This window comes from Vibrio sp. 661, from assembly GCF_033339315.1.
GTDB lineage: Bacteria > Pseudomonadota > Gammaproteobacteria > Enterobacterales > Vibrionaceae > Vibrio > Vibrio alginolyticus.
This window is the reverse complement of the sequence record NZ_JAWOUJ010000001.1, coordinates 234,089-251,006: the sequence shown is the minus strand read 5'-3', so window position 1 is coordinate 251,006 and position 16,918 is coordinate 234,089. Positions and strand designations below refer to the sequence as shown.

Below are 16,918 nucleotides of genomic sequence, written 5' to 3'. Positions count from 1 at the left end.
AAAAGGGCGGCTATACTCTTTTGGCTTAATTAACTCACTTATTTATTAACCAACGAAGAGGACACAAGATGATTGTATTGAATAACACTAACTGGGCATCGCAAGGGTAACCCTAACAGCACCAACTCTGTGGCATAGCCACAACTCCCCTTCTCTGCCCGGTCTTCACCGGGGTCAACTCTATCCGAATTAGACCCTAATGCGATTTGTATTAAGGCGCTTTGTTGCGTCTGGGATAATTCAATAATGAATCAAACACATACTTTTTGTGACACATTAGTTTCAACTTCAAACCCTCTAAAACAATTGGGTTGGAAACCATTTTTTCAACAACAACTGACATTAGACGATTACGACAACACTATCTTTGCTCGTGTAATTGCGCATCACCGAAGTGGTTATTTATTGGCAACAGAAACTGGGCAAGTTCATCTTAATGCCCACCATTCTTTACCCAATATGGCCGTCGGAGACTGGGTAATTTTAAATGAAGATCAGCAATTTGTTCGCTTACTGGATCGCTTGAGCCTCTTTAGCCGCAAAGCCGCTGGCAGCAAAGTGGCAGAGCAACTCATCGCAGCCAATGTGGATACAGTGTTTATCGTCTGTTCCCTTAACGACGACTTCAATTTAAGTCGTATTGAACGTTATCTTGCCTTGGCTCATGAAGCCGAAGTCGAACCCGTCATCGTGCTTTCCAAAGCCGATTTGTGTGACAATACTGATGAACTAAAAAGCCAAGTACAGAAGCTCGATCCTCTATTAGCTATAGAGACAGTCAACGGCTTAGAAATAGAGAGTGCTTCTAAACTCATGACCTGGTGCAAAGAAGGACAAACCCTCGCTTTTATCGGTTCTTCAGGCGTTGGCAAATCAACTCTTGTTAATGCATTACTCGGGCAACAAGAACAGGTAACTGGGCATATTCGTGAAGACGATAGTAAAGGGCGACATACAACTACATCGCGCTCTATCCATCTATTACCTGATGGCGGCATCTTGATTGATACTCCGGGAATGCGCGAGCTTCAACTAGCAGATTGTGAATCGGGGGTCAGTGAGGCATTTTCTGACATTGAGGCGCTCGCTCAGCGTTGTCGCTTTGGCAATTGTAAGCACCAAACTGAGCCAGGCTGCGCAGTTCAAACTGCGATTGCAAATGGCAAACTGGAGGTTCGTCGTTTCAATAACTATCAAAAACTATTGCGAGAACAAGCCTTTAACGGCGCGACTTTGGCAGAGCAACGAGCTCAAACTCGACAGTTCGGGAAACTCACTCGAAATGCCATGAGTGATAAGCGCAGGCGCCAACAAAGTTATTAATTTGTTGCGTTTGAGTTGTCAATAAAATCAAAGGAGACGAAAGTCTCCTTTTTAACAACTTTATTAAAAACCATTACTCATAACTAATGATAATTTTCAACATAAAAATCTTATTTAAATAACATTGAGCAAACATTTAATCCAAAAACAAACTAAAACTAGACACAAAATATTACCAAGCTAAGATATGTGATATTCAGCAAGAAAATGGCTGAATTTATAAAAACAGGATAATTGATAATCATGTGTCTTAGTGACCAGAAGCAATGCTCACCCCTTGCAATACAAGGGCATTATCGCCGTGTAATGATGGACTATTGCCCTGCCACTCTGGCATAAAATTGCAGGAATGATGTATGCAACACAACAGCCTCGTTGCCCGATATGCTCGTGGTAACCTCGTCGTCCAGATCCTTGTCGGTATCGTCTTTGGTATTTTGCTCGCGACAATTTCTCCAAGCCATGCCGAAAGCGCGGGATTAATTGGTAGCCTTTTTGTCGGTGCGCTTAAAGCGATCGCGCCAATTCTTGTGTTTATTTTGGTTGCCGCTTCAATTGCAAACCAAAAGAAAAACCAACACACTTACATGCGCCCAATCGTTGTACTGTACCTGATGGGTACATTCTTCGCGGCGCTATCAGCAGTGGTTCTAAGCTTCCTTTTCCCGACCAATTTAACGCTTGTCACCGGCGCTGAAGGTGCAACGCCTCCTCAAGGTATTGCTGAAATTCTACGCACATTGTTGTTTAAACTGGTCGACAACCCAGTAAATGCACTAGTAGAAGCAAACTACATCGGCATTCTTGCTTGGGGTGTGGGTCTGGGTCTTGCACTACACCACGCATCGGCAACAACGAAGGCCGTATTTGAAGATCTAAGCCACAGCGTGTCTCACATTGTGCGCTTTATCATTCGTCTTGCACCATTTGGTATCTTTGGCTTGGTTGCTTCAACGTTTGCGACAACGGGCTTTAGCGCACTAGCAAGCTACGCACACCTTCTGGCGGTTCTTCTTGGCGCAATGATGATCATCGCACTCGTTGTAAACCCAGCGATCGTGTTCGTTAAAACCAAACAAAACCCTTACCCACTTGTATTCCGTTGTCTACGTGAAAGTGGTGTAACTGCGTTCTTCACTCGTTCAAGTGCGGCGAATATTCCAGTAAACATGGCACTATGTGAGAAGCTAAAACTGGACGAGGATACATACTCAGTATCTATCCCTCTAGGTGCGACCATCAACATGGCTGGTGCTGCAATCACTATCACAACACTAACGCTTGCAGCTGTGCACACTATGGGTATCGAAGTTGATCTACTGACTGCGCTACTTCTAAGTATTGTAGCTGCGGTTTCTGCATGCGGCGCATCAGGTGTTGCAGGTGGCTCTCTACTACTTATCCCACTTGCGTGTGGCCTGTTTGGTATCTCAAACGACGTAGCAATGCAGGTTGTAGCGGTTGGCTTCATTATCGGTGTGATTCAAGACTCTGCAGAAACTGCGCTAAACAGCTCAACAGACGTTGTCTTTACGGCAGCAGTTTGTAAATCAGAGCAGCAAAAAGCTCAGTAAGACTGACAGAACAAAGAGAAAGGGGAGCCGATGATGGCTCCCCTTTTTTGTTTAATTGCGCTCAATTACGCGGTGACCAAAGCCACCTCTTCAATTGAGAAATGCTTACTTGGCTCAACAAACTCTTGCTGCGCCGCGATAGTTTGCAGCTCCCATTCGCCTGCATGGTACGTTGCACTTAACACCCCGTAGCATGCGTCATGGCAATGTTGGAAAGCTTGCTTGGGAGACCAGCCTTTTAAGAGTCCCGCGGTAAAGATAGCTGAAATAAGATCGCCCACGCCAACAGGTTGTTTAGCAAACTCAAATTGAGGACGCTTCGCAAGGTAAATACCTTCTTGCGTAGCCAATAGCATGTTAAAGCTGCCATTTTCTAGGCAGTAAAGGTGCTTAACTAGCACCACTTTTGGACCTTTCTCTAGCGCACGTTGGCATGCGGTGATCGCATCGTCTAGTGAGTGGATTTCCATCTCAGCAAATTGACTTAGCTCGAATTGGTTCGGAACGATCACGTCCGCCATTGGCATCAAACGCGTTAGAAGATTTTCAGCAATGCCCGGAGCCACAATGCAGCCTTTGTCTGGCGCGCCCATCACAGGGTCGCAAACATAAAGTGCGTTCGGGTTCACTTGCTTCACTTTCGTCACGGTATCTTCAACAGCAAGGCACTGCTCTGCGCTACCTTGGTAGCCCGTCAATACCGCTTGGCACTTTTCCAGCGCGCCGATGTTACCAAGTCCACGAACTAACTCGCTGATGTCTTCAGCCGCAAACGCTCGCCCAGTCCAGCCTTCTTGATACTGCGTGTGGTTAGAAAATTGAACGGTATGAATCGGCCATACTTCGAAACCCATGCGTTGCATTGGGAAAACGGCACTGCTGTTACCAGCATGACCAAAAGAAACATGAGATTGTATAGAGAGGATACCTTGCATAGTACCTTACCTCTTATTGTAGTTATCGATAGTTCAAAGACAGCGGCAAGCGCCAGTTTTGCGAAACCAGTAGTGTATCCGACAAACCAAGATTCTCTAACTCAATTCTCCTCAATATCTTCAGAGTAAGTTGGAACGTTGGTTTTCAACACCATCTTCTTAATTTCCATTTTGTCTTTATTCAGTGCGATTTCTAGGGTATCTCCTTCCCTTATCCCGAGCTGAGCCAGGATTACGCTTGGAATGACTACGGCGGTGTCGTCACCGATTTTAACAGGTTGACTTATCATCTTTCGTCCTCCAAATGTCGAAAATGAGTTTTCACGTCATTGGATGTCTAGCCTCAAATACGTTGAGCTGACTTGGATTTGGCGTAACATTTTAAAGACAAAAGAAAAGCCTCAATCTTGAGGCTTCTGGATAAGATAGGTTATGGTTGAAGGAAGTTTTGAGTGAAATCGAGCGCCTCTTTAGAAAGTTTTTTTTCGTTGGGCGATGTGCTTGCCTGACCTTCTGCTGTTACCGTTGTCATGTTAGGCTGAAAATCTAGTGTTGATGCCTCCTCCCAAGCCTCGGAGGCTTCTTTACTCTCGTCATTCAACACCGCATTGAGCTCCTCTTCCGCAGGAAAATACGCTTCGCGTTTGTACACTTTGTTAAGGGCTCGAATAATAGAGTGCTTTCTCACCATTCCTGAGGCCAGCTTTCTTTGCAACGGCTTCGCTATGGACTGCAATCCAACGACAACATCAACACCAATATTGGTTGCCACTTCATCACGCAACGTACGTGCAGGTTGGTAGCCCATATTGGCAGCAAGAAACAGCCAAACGTAAGCAATTGCATTACCCGTTTTACCTTTATCCTTCCACGCTTCGCCAGCATGATACATCGCTTTAGCACTGCCACCTTCCGCGGCCCGTTCCAGCCAGTAGCAACCTTTAACCATGCTTTTTTCTGTACCAATGCCATTTAGGTAACATAAGCCGACTTGGATCTTGCCTTCTGCACTGTCTTTTTCCGCCGCTTTCATAAACCAGTAAAGCGCATCTGCACTGCGTCCTGCACTATTGTCTGGTGAAAGCTGCCATTCCCCCATATAAATCATGGCATCAATGCAGCCTTCTTCGGCGGCAGTTTCAACCAGCTGGTTACCTTTTGGGATATTTTTTTCAGTTCCTCGACCAAAGACCAAGGCCTTGCCCGTCGAAAATTTCGCTTCGGTATCCCCTTCCATTCCCGCAATTGCGGTACGCCAGAAGTTTGCCTGCTCTTTTAAAATCACATCTTCGCGCATGCGTTCACTTAAGCGAACAATGCCGTACATCCCCGTCACATTGTCCAATTTAGCGGCTTTATCATACCAATACAGCGCTTGACGAATGTTGTCCTTTTCGGCTTCTTTCGCTAGAAATAAAATGGTGGGGATATGCCCGGTTTCTGCTTTGAACTCTCGCTCTTTACGCTCTTGCTCTCGCGCTTTATGCATCGCCTTTCGATAAGCGGCTTCGCGAGCTTTCCTCTCTGCCTCGAGTCTCTGTTTCCGCATCGACAACGAGATCATCCACACAAATATCAGGACGAGTGAAAGGCCAGTTGCCGCAATGGCAATGCCCATACTACTCATAAATAGCCTCTTTTGGTTTCAGGGCCCAATTCAACTCCCTTTCAGGGAAATCTTATGATTACGCGCCGACATAACGCCGACTACCTTCATTATATAACGACCACTTAGCGAAAATCTGAAGCTTGCGAAGACTTAATGGCGGTATTTTATTCAACATCACTGCAACTTATTTTTAAAAGAAAAATATAGCCCTCATTTTTATAGAACTTAATCACGGTTTTGGGGCTGAGACATTCTCATCCCCTATCATCCCCCCTTACTCATCCCATAAAAATTTACATTTTAATGATGTGCAGAATCTCTCACTATGCGCCTATTTTATTATTTAATTTGTGAACAAAATCGACTGTGACAGAAAATTTGCACCTGTAAAAAACTTAACAGCCTGCTCTCACATTTTGCTGATGATTCAGTGTATTAGCATCTAGTTGAACATTTCCTTTTTTGGCATCTGCCTTTCTAGCGTGTGCAAAACCTTCTTGATGATTGAGTCAGCGAAGGCAGCGCGCAGCTCAATATCAATTCAATAACAATGGATTTGTAAACGTGGACAATAAGACATTTAAATTATCAACAATTGCCAAAACCGTACTGCCTTTGATTTCCGTCGCGGTAATCAGCGGTTGTGGTAGTGATAGCACGAACGAAGATACGACGAACCCTAGCTCAGGCTTGTACCCTGCGGGAGAGAACGAAGTCGTCATTTATTACAAACGTGATGTAGCATCAGCTTCAACAGCAAGCGACTACGAAGGTTGGGGCTTGCACCTATGGAACGGTGAGGGCTGTACCAGCACAGATTTAGACGCAATGGGCATTCCGGGAACAGGAACGGATTGGTCTGCGCCACACCCATTCGATGGCATCAACGACACCTACGGTGCTTACTACGTACTGAAAATAAACCCTGACGCCTCTGACCCACACGAATGCATGAACTTCATTCTGCACAAAGGTGATGAGAAAGCGTTCGGCAGCGCAAACTCAAAAGTAGAGTTGACGAAAATCGGCGAATCGAAAGGTTTGTTTGGCTTCCACGGCAGCAGTGAACTTTACTACGAGCCAATAGAAGAGCGCCCTGTTGATATTGATGGTCAAAAAGCCCATTGGTTAGACGCCAACACCATTGCATGGGAAGCGGCGACCAGTGCGGATTCCATGAAGCTGTTCTACAGCCTTAGCAATGACATCAAAATGGATGAAGATAAGCAAATCTCTGGCGGTACAGCAGTTGAGCTGACAAAAGCTGGTGAGTTGTCTGATGGTCTGAAATCACGCTTCCGTCACCTTGCTAGCCTTCAAGCTGCGGGTATCGATGTCGATGACGCGACCTTACGTACGATCCTGAAGTCACAAATCGTTATGGTGGCTTACAACGCAAATGGTGACGTCATTTCTGCAACTGAAGTGCAAAAGCCGGGCGTTTTGGATGCGGTGTTTGCCGATTCCAAGACAGGTAACGCGATTGGTCAAGAACTCGGTGCGATTGTGGAAGGCGGTGCCGCAACCTTCAAACTATGGGCGCCAACTGCTCAAGATGTTGATCTGATAATCTACGATGAAAACTTAGCAGAAGAAGCGACCGTTGCCATGACGGAAGACCCAGCAACAGGTATCTGGGTTTCTGAGGCACAAAGCAACGTTGTCAACAAATACTATCGCTACCAAGTTAAGGTATACCACCCAACAACTGGTGTCGTTGAAACGCGTTTAGTAACAGACCCATATTCAATGAGCTTGTCTAAGAACTCACGATACTCGCAAGTGGTTGATTTAGATGATCCAAGCTTAATGCCTCAAGATTGGAAAAACTACGCACGCCCAACGGTTAAAAAAGACGAAGACCACGTCCTTTACGAGTCACACATTCGTGATTTCAGCTTTAACGACAGCAAAGGCACACCAAGTCTTGATGGCAAATATCTGGCGCTTACAGAACCTGAGCGTGAGTCTGTATCTCACTTACAAGCCCTGAAAGATGCTGGCCTAACAACGCTACATATCCTGCCTGCGTTTGATATTGCAACCGTGGATGAAGACGCTGACCAGCGAGTCGATATCACCGACACCGTGGGTAAACTTTGTGGCATCAAGCCAGAAGCCTCCATTTGTGAGACCGAAGATGACGGCAAAGTGATTGAAGAGGTATTAAATAGCTACGACCCAACAACGGGCAAAGCACAAGCGTTGATGAACGATCTTCGCATGCTAGACAGCTTCAACTGGGGTTACGACCCTTACCACTACACCGTGCCAGAAGGCAGTTATGCGACCGATCCTAACGGGTCTAAGCGTATTCTTGAGTTCCGCGAAATGGTTCAAGCGACGCATAAAATGGATCTGAAACTGGTCATGGACGTCGTGTACAACCACACAAATGCATCTGGTGTGAACGAAAAATCAGTACTGGATAAGATTGTCCCTGGGTACTACCACCGCCTAAACGTCAACACTGGCGGAGTCGAAAACTCAACCTGTTGTGATAACACCGCAACCGAGAACTTGATGATGGGCAAACTAATGGTTGACTCATTGATGGTATGGGCGGATGACTATAAAGTCGATGGTTTCCGTTTTGACCTTATGGGCCACCAGCCGAAAGATGTGATGGTTTACGCACTTGAAAAAGTCCGTGAAATTGACCCGAATACCTTGTTCTACGGCGAAGGTTGGGACTTCGGTGAAGTCGCGCAAAACGCTCGCTTCGATCAGGCGACACAAGTCAACATGGCAGGGACAGAAATCGGTACTTTCTCTGATCGTCTGCGTGACGCAGTTCGTGGCGGAAGCCCGTTTGATGGCGGTTTAGATTCTGAAGGTAAGCACCCACTTCGCTTTAACCAAGGCTTTGGTAACGCCGCTTACCCTAACGAAGAAACCAAAACTGACGCAGAGTCGGTGAATGGTCGTTTACACAACCAAGATCTGGTTCGTCTAGGTATGGCTGGTAACTTGGCTGACTACATCCTTCTTGATTACAAAGGCGAAACCAAGCTGGGTAAGAACGTTGATTACAATGGTGCGCCTGCAGGCTACACAAAAGTGCCATCAGAGAACATCTCTTACGTGTCTAAGCACGACAACCAAACATTGTGGGATAACAACGCCTACAAGATTGCGACAGGTACTTCATCTGCCGAGCGTGCACGTATGCAGTCTGTGTCCCTATCAACGGTGATGCTTGGTCAAGGCATTCCATTCATCCACATGGGTTCTGAGCTATTGCGCTCTAAATCCATGCAGCGCGACTCGTACGATTCTGGTGACTGGTTCAACCGTGTATTCTTCGACGGAAGCGACAATAACTGGAACGTTGGTCTACCACGTGAAGACAAAGACGGTGCAAACTGGGAGTTGATCAAAACCATCGTTGGTGACAGTACGGCGAAACCAGACTCAACCGACATCGAGCTGACTAAGCAACAATTCCTAGAGCTACTAAAAATCCGTAGCACAAGCGAACTGTTCCGCCTAGATACCGCGCAAGAAGTGATGAACCGTGTTGACTTCCGCAACGTAGGGAAAGACCAAGTGGAAGGCTTGATTGTGATGTCTATCGACGATGGTACATCAGCAGGTGCCGATTTAGATTCGAACTACGATGCTGTCGTGGCCTTTGTGAACTCAACATCAACTGAGAAATCTTTCAAAGTTGCTGGCGCAACTGGTTTCGAGTTACATGAAGTTCAACAAAACTCTGCGGATGACATCGTGAAAGGTGCAAGCTTCACCAATGAAACGTTCACAGTACCAGCACTGACAACAGCGGTATTCGTGCAGCCACAAAACGGCGCGCAAGGTGCTGGCCTACCAGTAAACACGGATAACAAAGACGTATCGAGTATTCCTCCTTACGGCGAAACCGTTGTTTACGTGAAAGGCACGATGAACGAGTGGTCTGATAGCAGTGATTGGGCGATGACCTTTATTGGCAACGGTATGTACTCTGTAACTGGCGTTCTTGAAGCTGGTGAACACGAGTTCAAATTCGCGGACTCTGGTTGGGCAAATCCAAACATCGGTTGTGATATTGCGAATATAGCTTCTGGTTCACTAGACTTAGGTTCAGAAGGTAACTGTAAGCTGTCTGTTGCTGAAACAGGTAAGTACAACTTCACTCTGAACGCGCTGCATGTTCAAGATGAAAGCGTAGAAAAACCGGTCGTGTCAGTGACCAAGTCAGCAGATGCACCAACATTCGGTGAAACAGCACTTTACTTACGTGGCACTATCACTACATGGGATGCTCCAGCGCAAGACTCAACTGCGAAGTTCAGCTATGTAGCAAATGACGTTTACTCGCTAGACATTGACCTAGCGGCGGGCAACTACGAGATGAAAGTTGCTAGCGCAGACTGGGCAGCAGACACCAACTTCGGTGGCGAAGGCAATGTTGAGCTTGGTAAAGGGCTAACGATGGAAGCCGGTGGTGGTAGCGCAAACCTAAAAATTGCGATTGCAGAAGCAGGAAACTACAACTTCCACTTCAATGCAGCTGACAAGTCAGCGCCAATCGTGACGGTAACGAAAAACTAGTTTCATTTAAAAACATCCATAATGAAAAAGGGGAAGCATCACGCTTCCCCTTTGTTTTATTGGCGTCACTAAATGGCGGATACCAAAATCAAGAAGGTGTTAGTTTCCCCAAATCTGTTCAACAAACTCAGGGTGATCAATGAATGGGTTGCGGTTGCCTTGAAAATCAAACACTTGTTGATTCCGATTTCGTTCTTTTTCACTAACAGGATCATTTTTGTGCCAACGCTTAAGCATGTTTAACACCCAAGGTTCAAAAACCGTCGAACTTGAACCATCAAGGACAGCATCCGCATTGCTTGAATTACCTTCCCAATTACCTACAATATTTTCATAACGGGTCGCCATGTAGAAATAAGCACGGGCGAAGTCGCCCTTAAACTCATCAATCGGCTCAAACACCGTACCGGAGTAGCCCAGACTAGTGCTTGCTTGGCCAAGTTTAGAGCCATTACTAGACACGTAGGTCGCGGTGCCCACTTCACCAAATGGCCAATTACTGCGCTTCGCGTTTACATAACCATCGGTTGCAAACAAGTGATGACCGTCTGAGTTCATCGGCTCAACCTTACCGCCAAACCAGCTTTTCGGAAAAGAGTGCTCACGGTTGTAGCAATCCCCTTCCGTTTTGTATTGGCCACATTGTTCTGTGACTTTGGTAAAGCTTACTGTATCGCTACCAGATGGCTTTTCAGAATACATATCGAGAATAGAGCCATCATTTTCGTAATAACGATCAATATCGGCATCTTTTACCAAGGTCCAGACCGCAGAATAGCCTCGGCTGGAGTGATTATTGATAATGTTAAACAACGCTGTTTTTAGAGCGTAGCCCGTCTTACCAGATGCCGCTTGATAGTAACCATCAACCACTGGTGGGGTCGTCGTTGTGTCACCTAAGTTAAAATCGGTGGTTTCACTTTTCGAGAATTCAGCGCCAGAAGCAAGAGTCTTATCTCCCTCAGTCAGCGTGTACGACCCCGCGCCACTGCCACAACAAATGCCGTCACCATACTCGTCTTGAATCGTGAATTGGTAGTTACCGTCAGCTAAGCACATGCTCTTTTCAATGGTGGTTGCTGACTCATATCCCTGACCAGAAAACAGTACTTCGGCTTGGTTGTTTTTTAACGTCCAGCTGGTTTCTGAACCATAATTATCTGTTGTGAGAGTCAAGACCACTTGGTGATCACTACAACTTTCTACAGGAGGTTGTGTACTCGTCTCAGTCGGTTGAAAATTATCGACGTAGACAACTTCTGAGCCATCAAAACTGGCTTCATCGTAAAAACGCAAACCGACGTTGATGGTCTTGTTCGAGCTCGCTGTGTAATTGTGCGCGAGCTCTTGCCACTGGTTTATCTGTTGTGGGTTCGAGTAATTGTGATAACCATCAACCACCAGACGTGCTTTTACATTTCCTTCGGTATGATAAACCGAGACAGAAAACGGATAGGTTTTCCCTTGCTCCACATTAATGGTTTGCAAAAAGTCGGTGTTGCTTTGGGTACCTGTATTCACGACGACCTGGGCAGCCAGACCACCCGATTTGATTTGCTCGCTGCTTGGCGACACTGTAATGCCAGCGTCAATCTCTGACCACTGCGTAGGTACATTGCCATTCCACTGTTCAAAGTCACCGTTGATAATTTGGCTATATGCAAACGGCGAGCTAACAGCAGCAAGGAGACAGAGGGAGTTCGTTATGGATTTCATTATACTTTTCCAGTAGTTATATAAATCCCAAACACGATAAACATATTAGTGGGGCATAAGTAATCCTTCAGTCACATTTTTACGTTGCACAAGTGTTAATTTACTTTTTAATGTGCAGCTTATCTCACAAATATCCATCTGCTGAAAACAAACGCCAATACAAAAAGCGAAGCAACTTGTTGGCTACATCGTCGCAAAACCATTAAGGGAAAAGTAAAACAGACAGAAAAAAGCCAAGTGTGCGCCTATGGGGGTCAGCAACAACACTTGGCTTGTTTATAAGAAAGCTTGTGGTCAGCTCAACTGGTGAGCATCAATTCTGAATAATTCCTTAAGGTTTTACCGCAAAGAATCGTCCTTGTAGTGGCGACATCAGAATCTGATATTGACCATTACTCGGAGTAATTTTTTCATTCGTGAGCAAATCCACCAACTCACCAGTACCAACACTCTCCTGAGTAAGAGTGACGCTTCTAGCGCTCTCTAAGGTATTTAGCGCAAACAAGACTTTGTCCGAACCAGATTGTTTCAAATCCACATAACTGCCGTTACTCGCAACTAAATTCGTGCGTGACCCCTGATAAAGTGCAGGATGCGCATCGCGCATTGTCATCAGCGATGTCACATAAGATTTGAGATCGGCTTGGTTTGCATCAAGCGTCGCCGTCACGCCTTCAATTTTCGCACTGCTGCGCGCAACGTGATCATCGCACAAACCTTGAATGGCGCAGGTGCTGTTGTCTTCTTTTGCGGCAAAACCATCCACTTGATCCCCGATTTCATCACCGTAGTACAACGTGATTGGCCCGGTGTACGCCGCTTGGAAAGCAAATGCAGCTTTATGGCGTAACCAATATTCTACATCATTCACATCCGCTAAATTTCCGCGCTGTAACAAGTCACCAAAGCGCACTAAATCATGGTTGCCGATCATCAAATTCGGCTGCGCATGTGTTGGATATTGGTTGTGTGTGCTGTAGCCGTTGTCTAACCAATCCGCACCGCGACCACCCACGCCACTCTCATTCACGGCCAAAGTTTCAACGATGCTATATCGCATAGGAAAATCAAATGCAGAGCACAATGCTGGATCGCTGTTCGATCCATACGCCTCATTCGCGATTTCAGACTCCCCTTTCCAAATCTCTGCCACCATGTAACCCAACGGATTCACTTGTTCGCCTTTGCTATTGGTGTACGTCACACTTTGTGAGGCTTCATCGACGGCTTTACGAAGTTGTGTCCAAGCGTCTGTCGGAACTTGATAGGCTTGATCTAAACGCCAGCCGTCAATCTTCAGTTCTTTGATCCAATACGTTGCCACTTCTTTGTAGAAATCGAGACTGGCTGGGTAATCAACGGGGTTGCTCGATCCCGATGGCAACAAACCGGAGGGAGATGGTTTGATCAAACCATTCTTATGGTGGCCAAATACGCCATCAAAAAACACGTACAAACCGCGTTTGTGTGCTTCATCGACCAAGGTTCTCGCCGTTTCTAAATCACCAAAACGTGGATCAATGGTGAAGTAATCCGTAGCAAAGTAGCCCGTGGCATCCAGACGATCGGCCCAGTGTTCTTGGCCCGCTATCGCTTCCGATTCAAAAACTGGCGTCAACCAAATCGCGTTCATCCCTAAATCTTGGATGTAATCGAGTGAATCAATCACTCCTTGCAAATCGCCGTTATGATGGCTGGTGCCATAACCTGTACCGTGACCAATGCTCGCATCACCATCTACAAAACTCTCTACCATGATTTGATAAGTACGAAGTTGGTTACTTTGCGCCATGACATTGGCTTGGCAAGCATAACTGGTATCCGGTAGCGGAGTGCTACTATTAGTGTCGCCACCACCAGAAGAATTACACGCAGATAAAGCACCAATCACACTTAACGCAAGCAACGATCGAGACAGGCGATGGTTACGTAGGATATTACGCATTTTATTCTCCCTAACTTACTCAAATAAACTACGGAAATTTGAGTAATAAAATTAACCCCGACATGTGTTTCATGCAGGGGTTAATAAATAAAAATAGATTTTAAATAATTGAATGGAATATTATTGGCACTTATTTACCATGACATGAACAGGTTTGCCTTTTCCTTCAAACTGAAGACTCCATACATATTTACCATCTTCTTTAATATCAACCGAAGTATCCGTACCGTAACCACCAAATGTTAATGGTGTTAATTCACCAACGTTCATTCGATTACCTTTTGCGGTAAATTGTGGGAACCATAATTCGGTCGCATACTGCATTTTGTAGGAGCCTACTTTTTCTTGAACCACGGCTTGGTAGAAATTATTCCCTTTGTAGGTGTATTGACGCTGAGGCACGTGTTTCCAATCGGAATCCGCAAAAGTACCCACCACAAATAGTGGTTTAGAAATAGGTCCTTTCGCCGTGCTGTCTGGGTTGTCACACGCTTTCATGAAAGCAACCACTTCGTCTTGAGACATATTAACAACTGGCTCTGTGGCCGCTTCAGGTTCTGCCGTCGATTGACAACCTACTAAGGCAACAAGTAGGGCAGCAGCAAGAGAGGTCTTCATCATGTTCATTTCACGTAATTCCTTTTTATTATATCCAAAGCAAAATAAACTCAACGGTTAAAAGAAATATTAATCGTTATTAAAATGGAAATATCAAACGCCAAATAAATATCGTCAGATTGCGAATTTAAATCACTTCGAGAAGTTTGTTTATTTCCTAAGTACAAAAAATAAGTTAGGAACTGCCATTAATTATTGATCCAACCTATATAAAAAACAAAGTAATAAAAATAATTATGTGAATAAGGTAACTCTATGTAGGGGTATTTTTATTGGTTTATTTTCTATGAAAAAGGTCAGCATTTCGCTGACCTTTTTTATCTGATTATTTTCTATTTACGGCTTTCACAAACACTTGTTGTGCACCTTCGATACCCAGCTCTTTTGCTTCATCAAGCAAAGTGAGCGCTTTCGGAATATCATTCGCTGCGACTGCTGCTTCAATTGAGCTGTAGTAGTAGCTAGTAAGGTCCGTACCTTGGGGAATGTTGTCGTTTTTCGCAACAATCTTAGTATTCACAATATCATTCGCGGATACCGAAAAGCGGAACTGACCGAGTGGGCTATGTTTCGCTAGAGGGTCTGCAATATCTGGCGGCTGAGTGTGGCGCGCCATGGCGAAGGCTTTTGCAGGGTGTAAAACTTGTGTACTTCCTTTTAGATCGGCGGAAGTCGTGTAAACCAACACATGCAGATCGTTACCTGTCATGTCTGGAATCACATTGAGATCAAGTACAAATTTATCGTTGTCCAACAGTTTTGCTGGTTCGTACTTAAACTTTGAAAAATCTGCTTGGTAAATGGTTTCTCCTGCCGAGTTCATCACTGCGACATTAGGAGCATAAAATTGAAGTTCTTTACTTACGAATGTCTCTAATTTGATATCGAGACTGCCACGGTTACCTGGAAGAGCAAACGCTGCAATAGCGCCAGCACTGTTACCATCCAACAACATTTGGCTTTTATCAGTCAAAGCGAATTCAGTAACCACAGGCACGTTAAGCGGTACCCATTGAATATCACGCGATTGCGTGATCACTTGTTGCTGACCTTTTGGACTCATCTCTACTTGTTCTACAGACGCACAACCAGTAGCCAACATGCCCAGCAGTACGGGAGCAAGCCATTTTTTCATTACTGTCTACCTCGACTCTTTATTGTTTTTTAAATAAATACAGCCAGATAAGTTCTGGCTGTATCATTCTAGGACAATTTAGGACTTAGTGGTTAGATGATTACCACCAAGCTTCAGCTTGTACACCGAACTGGAACGTATCGTCTGAACGACCGTTGTCAAATGTGTTTGAGTTGTCTTCTTTGTCAGCCGTTAGGTAAGAAGCGTAAACACGGATTTCAGGACGAGCCCAGAAGCTAGAGCCAGCAGACCATGCTTGAGCAACAGTTAGCTTACCGTATTTGTTTTCTTCGCCGTCGTTATCGTCGATAGCGTAACCAGCTTCGAAGATAGTTTTGTGGTTGTCATCCCATTTGTACATTGGACGAACAACAACAGACATTGTTTCCCACTTGTCTTGGCCAGCCCACATGTCTTCACCAACACCGTACACTAACTGGTGACCCATTTCCCAGCTGTCGCCCATGCCGATTACACCCCAGTTGATTAGGCGGTAACCAGATGCACCGTTGTCAGCTTCTGCGCCGTACCAGCTACCGTCGCCGTAGAATGCCATTGTTTTAGAGTAACCTTCAGTACCGTACTGAAGCACTGTTTTGTTGAAACCAGCGTCTAGACCTTGAGTCAATTCTGCTGTGAACATTACGCCGTTTTTCGCATCTTTAGTGCCGTTTGGCGCAGCGTCAGTTTCGTTAAGAATTGCGTAGTTCAAGCCCATTTCTAGAGAGCCGTTGTCCCATAGAGGAAGACCTGCGTAACGTACGTCTAGAGTGTTTACGTTTGTTGCGCCACCATCGTTGCCTGGGTCTGCGATATCGCCGCGGTCGTTACGAACCCAAGCGAAAGAAACTTTACCAGGACCAGCTTCGATACCTTCAACACCAGCGCCCGCGCCAGAGATGTTCCAGTAGTAGAAGTCAGAGATATGAATGTCGTGACGTTGGTAGTAGCGTTTACCTGCCCAAAGCGTTGCTTCAGGAGCAAAGTTTAGTAGGCCTTTAGCTTGAACGTTGAACTGACGTAGTGCGAATTGTGCATCGTCTACACATTTCACTTCGCCGTTATCCAAACCACAGTTAGCAGAAGTGCTTTCCCAGTCGTTTGAACCGTTAGAAGTCATTGCAACCATAGAGTCTACGTAGAACGTTTTGCCGTTGTTGTTGTAAACTTCTTTACCTAGTTGAATCTCGCCGTAGATATCGCTTTCATTACCTAGACGACCGATCTTGTTCTTTTCGAATGTTAATTGTTGACCACCGTCAGCGTTCACGCCAACGCCAGCACGCATGTAACCGTGGAAATCCACTGCGAATGCAGAACCAGCAGCTAAAGTTGCAGCTACAGCAGCAGCAATTGCACTTACTTTTTTCATTCTTAACTCCATTAAGGGTATTTATAATTCTGTCTTCCCTGCTCACTCTTTTAGGTGAATATAGGCAGTAAAAACACACCTAAAGAAAGAGAGGTAAGATGGGAACGAATCCCCGTTTGTTTCAACAGTTGTGAGAT

11 protein-coding genes are annotated in these 16,918 nt (G+C 45.4%); 3 read left to right on the top strand and 8 right to left on the bottom strand.

Features of this window, described 5'->3' with window-relative positions; all coding sequences use genetic code 11:
• Nucleotides 1–246: 246 nt before the first annotated feature.
• Nucleotides 247–1,323 carry a ribosome small subunit-dependent GTPase A gene (gene rsgA, locus R7P69_RS01115; RefSeq protein ID WP_238952416.1) on the top strand — a complete coding sequence of 359 codons (1,077 nt, stop codon included), beginning with the start codon at nucleotides 247–249 and terminating at the stop codon, nucleotides 1,321–1,323.
• 356 nt (nucleotides 1,324–1,679) lie between these two features.
• A complete protein-coding gene (gene sstT / locus R7P69_RS01110) occupies nucleotides 1,680–2,897 on the top strand; it encodes a serine/threonine transporter SstT (RefSeq protein ID WP_005374821.1) in 1,218 nt (405 codons plus the stop codon).
• Nucleotides 2,898–2,962: 65 nt separating this feature from the next.
• On the opposite strand, the gene pdxY is transcribed toward sstT, so the two are convergent.
• The 3 genes from pdxY to R7P69_RS01095 form a co-directional block, all read right to left on the bottom strand.
• On the bottom strand, nucleotides 2,963–3,832 hold the full coding sequence (gene pdxY, locus R7P69_RS01105) for a pyridoxal kinase PdxY (RefSeq protein WP_213916985.1): 870 nt from the start codon (nucleotides 3,830–3,832) through the stop codon (nucleotides 2,963–2,965).
• Nucleotides 3,833–3,933: 101 nt separating this feature from the next.
• Entirely contained in the window at nucleotides 3,934–4,122 is a 189-nt protein-coding gene (locus R7P69_RS01100; protein ID WP_031780908.1) for an AbrB/MazE/SpoVT family DNA-binding domain-containing protein, read from the bottom strand.
• A 140-nt stretch (nucleotides 4,123–4,262) separates the two neighbouring features.
• Complete coding sequence (locus R7P69_RS01095) at nucleotides 4,263–5,459, bottom strand: tetratricopeptide repeat protein (protein WP_238952414.1); 1,197 nt, start codon at nucleotides 5,457–5,459, stop codon at nucleotides 4,263–4,265.
• 546 nt (nucleotides 5,460–6,005) lie between these two features.
• Here R7P69_RS01095 and pulA point away from each other — a divergent pair.
• Nucleotides 6,006–9,995, top strand: a complete 3,990-nt coding sequence (gene pulA / locus R7P69_RS01090) for a pullulanase-type alpha-1,6-glucosidase (protein WP_238952412.1) — start codon at nucleotides 6,006–6,008, stop codon at nucleotides 9,993–9,995.
• Nucleotides 9,996–10,094: 99 nt separating this feature from the next.
• Here the strand turns inward: pulA and R7P69_RS01085 are convergent, their stop codons facing one another.
• The 5 genes from R7P69_RS01085 to R7P69_RS01065 all read right to left on the bottom strand — a co-directional run bounded on the left by R7P69_RS01085 (nucleotide 10,095) and on the right by R7P69_RS01065 (nucleotide 16,781).
• Entirely contained in the window at nucleotides 10,095–11,711 is a 1,617-nt protein-coding gene (locus R7P69_RS01085) for an endonuclease (RefSeq protein ID WP_238952411.1), read from the bottom strand.
• 331 nt (nucleotides 11,712–12,042) lie between these two features.
• Nucleotides 12,043–13,656 (bottom strand): alpha-amylase family glycosyl hydrolase, encoded by a 1,614-nt coding sequence (locus tag R7P69_RS01080; RefSeq protein WP_017634472.1) that lies wholly within the window; start codon nucleotides 13,654–13,656, stop codon nucleotides 12,043–12,045.
• 120 nt (nucleotides 13,657–13,776) lie between these two features.
• Nucleotides 13,777–14,283: a hypothetical protein gene (locus tag R7P69_RS01075; protein WP_017634473.1), complete on the bottom strand. Its 507-nt coding sequence runs from the start codon at nucleotides 14,281–14,283 to the stop codon at nucleotides 13,777–13,779.
• A 316-nt stretch (nucleotides 14,284–14,599) separates the two neighbouring features.
• The gene (locus R7P69_RS01070) at nucleotides 14,600–15,409 is read right to left on the bottom strand and encodes a MalM family protein (RefSeq protein WP_064354976.1); all 810 of its coding nucleotides are present in this window, start codon (nucleotides 15,407–15,409) and stop codon (nucleotides 14,600–14,602) included.
• Between the two features lie 100 nt (nucleotides 15,410–15,509).
• Nucleotides 15,510–16,781 (bottom strand): maltoporin, encoded by a 1,272-nt coding sequence (locus R7P69_RS01065; RefSeq protein WP_005374784.1) that lies wholly within the window; start codon nucleotides 16,779–16,781, stop codon nucleotides 15,510–15,512.
• Nucleotides 16,782–16,918 lie beyond the last annotated feature (137 nt).

Coding starts and splice junctions, on each gene's coding strand:
- rsgA (WP_238952416.1), top strand. CDS start 247: ATGAATCAAACACATACTTTTTGTGACACATTAGTTTCAACTTCAAAC.
- sstT (WP_005374821.1), top strand. CDS start 1,680: ATGCAACACAACAGCCTCGTTGCCCGATATGCTCGTGGTAACCTCGTC.
- pdxY (WP_213916985.1), bottom strand. CDS start 3,832: ATGCAAGGTATCCTCTCTATACAATCTCATGTTTCTTTTGGTCATGCT.
- R7P69_RS01100 (WP_031780908.1), bottom strand. CDS start 4,122: ATGATAAGTCAACCTGTTAAAATCGGTGACGACACCGCCGTAGTCATT.
- R7P69_RS01095 (WP_238952414.1), bottom strand. CDS start 5,459: ATGAGTAGTATGGGCATTGCCATTGCGGCAACTGGCCTTTCACTCGTC.
- R7P69_RS01085 (WP_238952411.1), bottom strand. CDS start 11,711: ATGAAATCCATAACGAACTCCCTCTGTCTCCTTGCTGCTGTTAGCTCG.
- R7P69_RS01080 (WP_017634472.1), bottom strand. CDS start 13,656: ATGCGTAATATCCTACGTAACCATCGCCTGTCTCGATCGTTGCTTGCG.
- R7P69_RS01075 (WP_017634473.1), bottom strand. CDS start 14,283: ATGAACATGATGAAGACCTCTCTTGCTGCTGCCCTACTTGTTGCCTTA.
- R7P69_RS01070 (WP_064354976.1), bottom strand. CDS start 15,409: ATGAAAAAATGGCTTGCTCCCGTACTGCTGGGCATGTTGGCTACTGGT.
- R7P69_RS01065 (WP_005374784.1), bottom strand. CDS start 16,781: ATGAAAAAAGTAAGTGCAATTGCTGCTGCTGTAGCTGCAACTTTAGCT.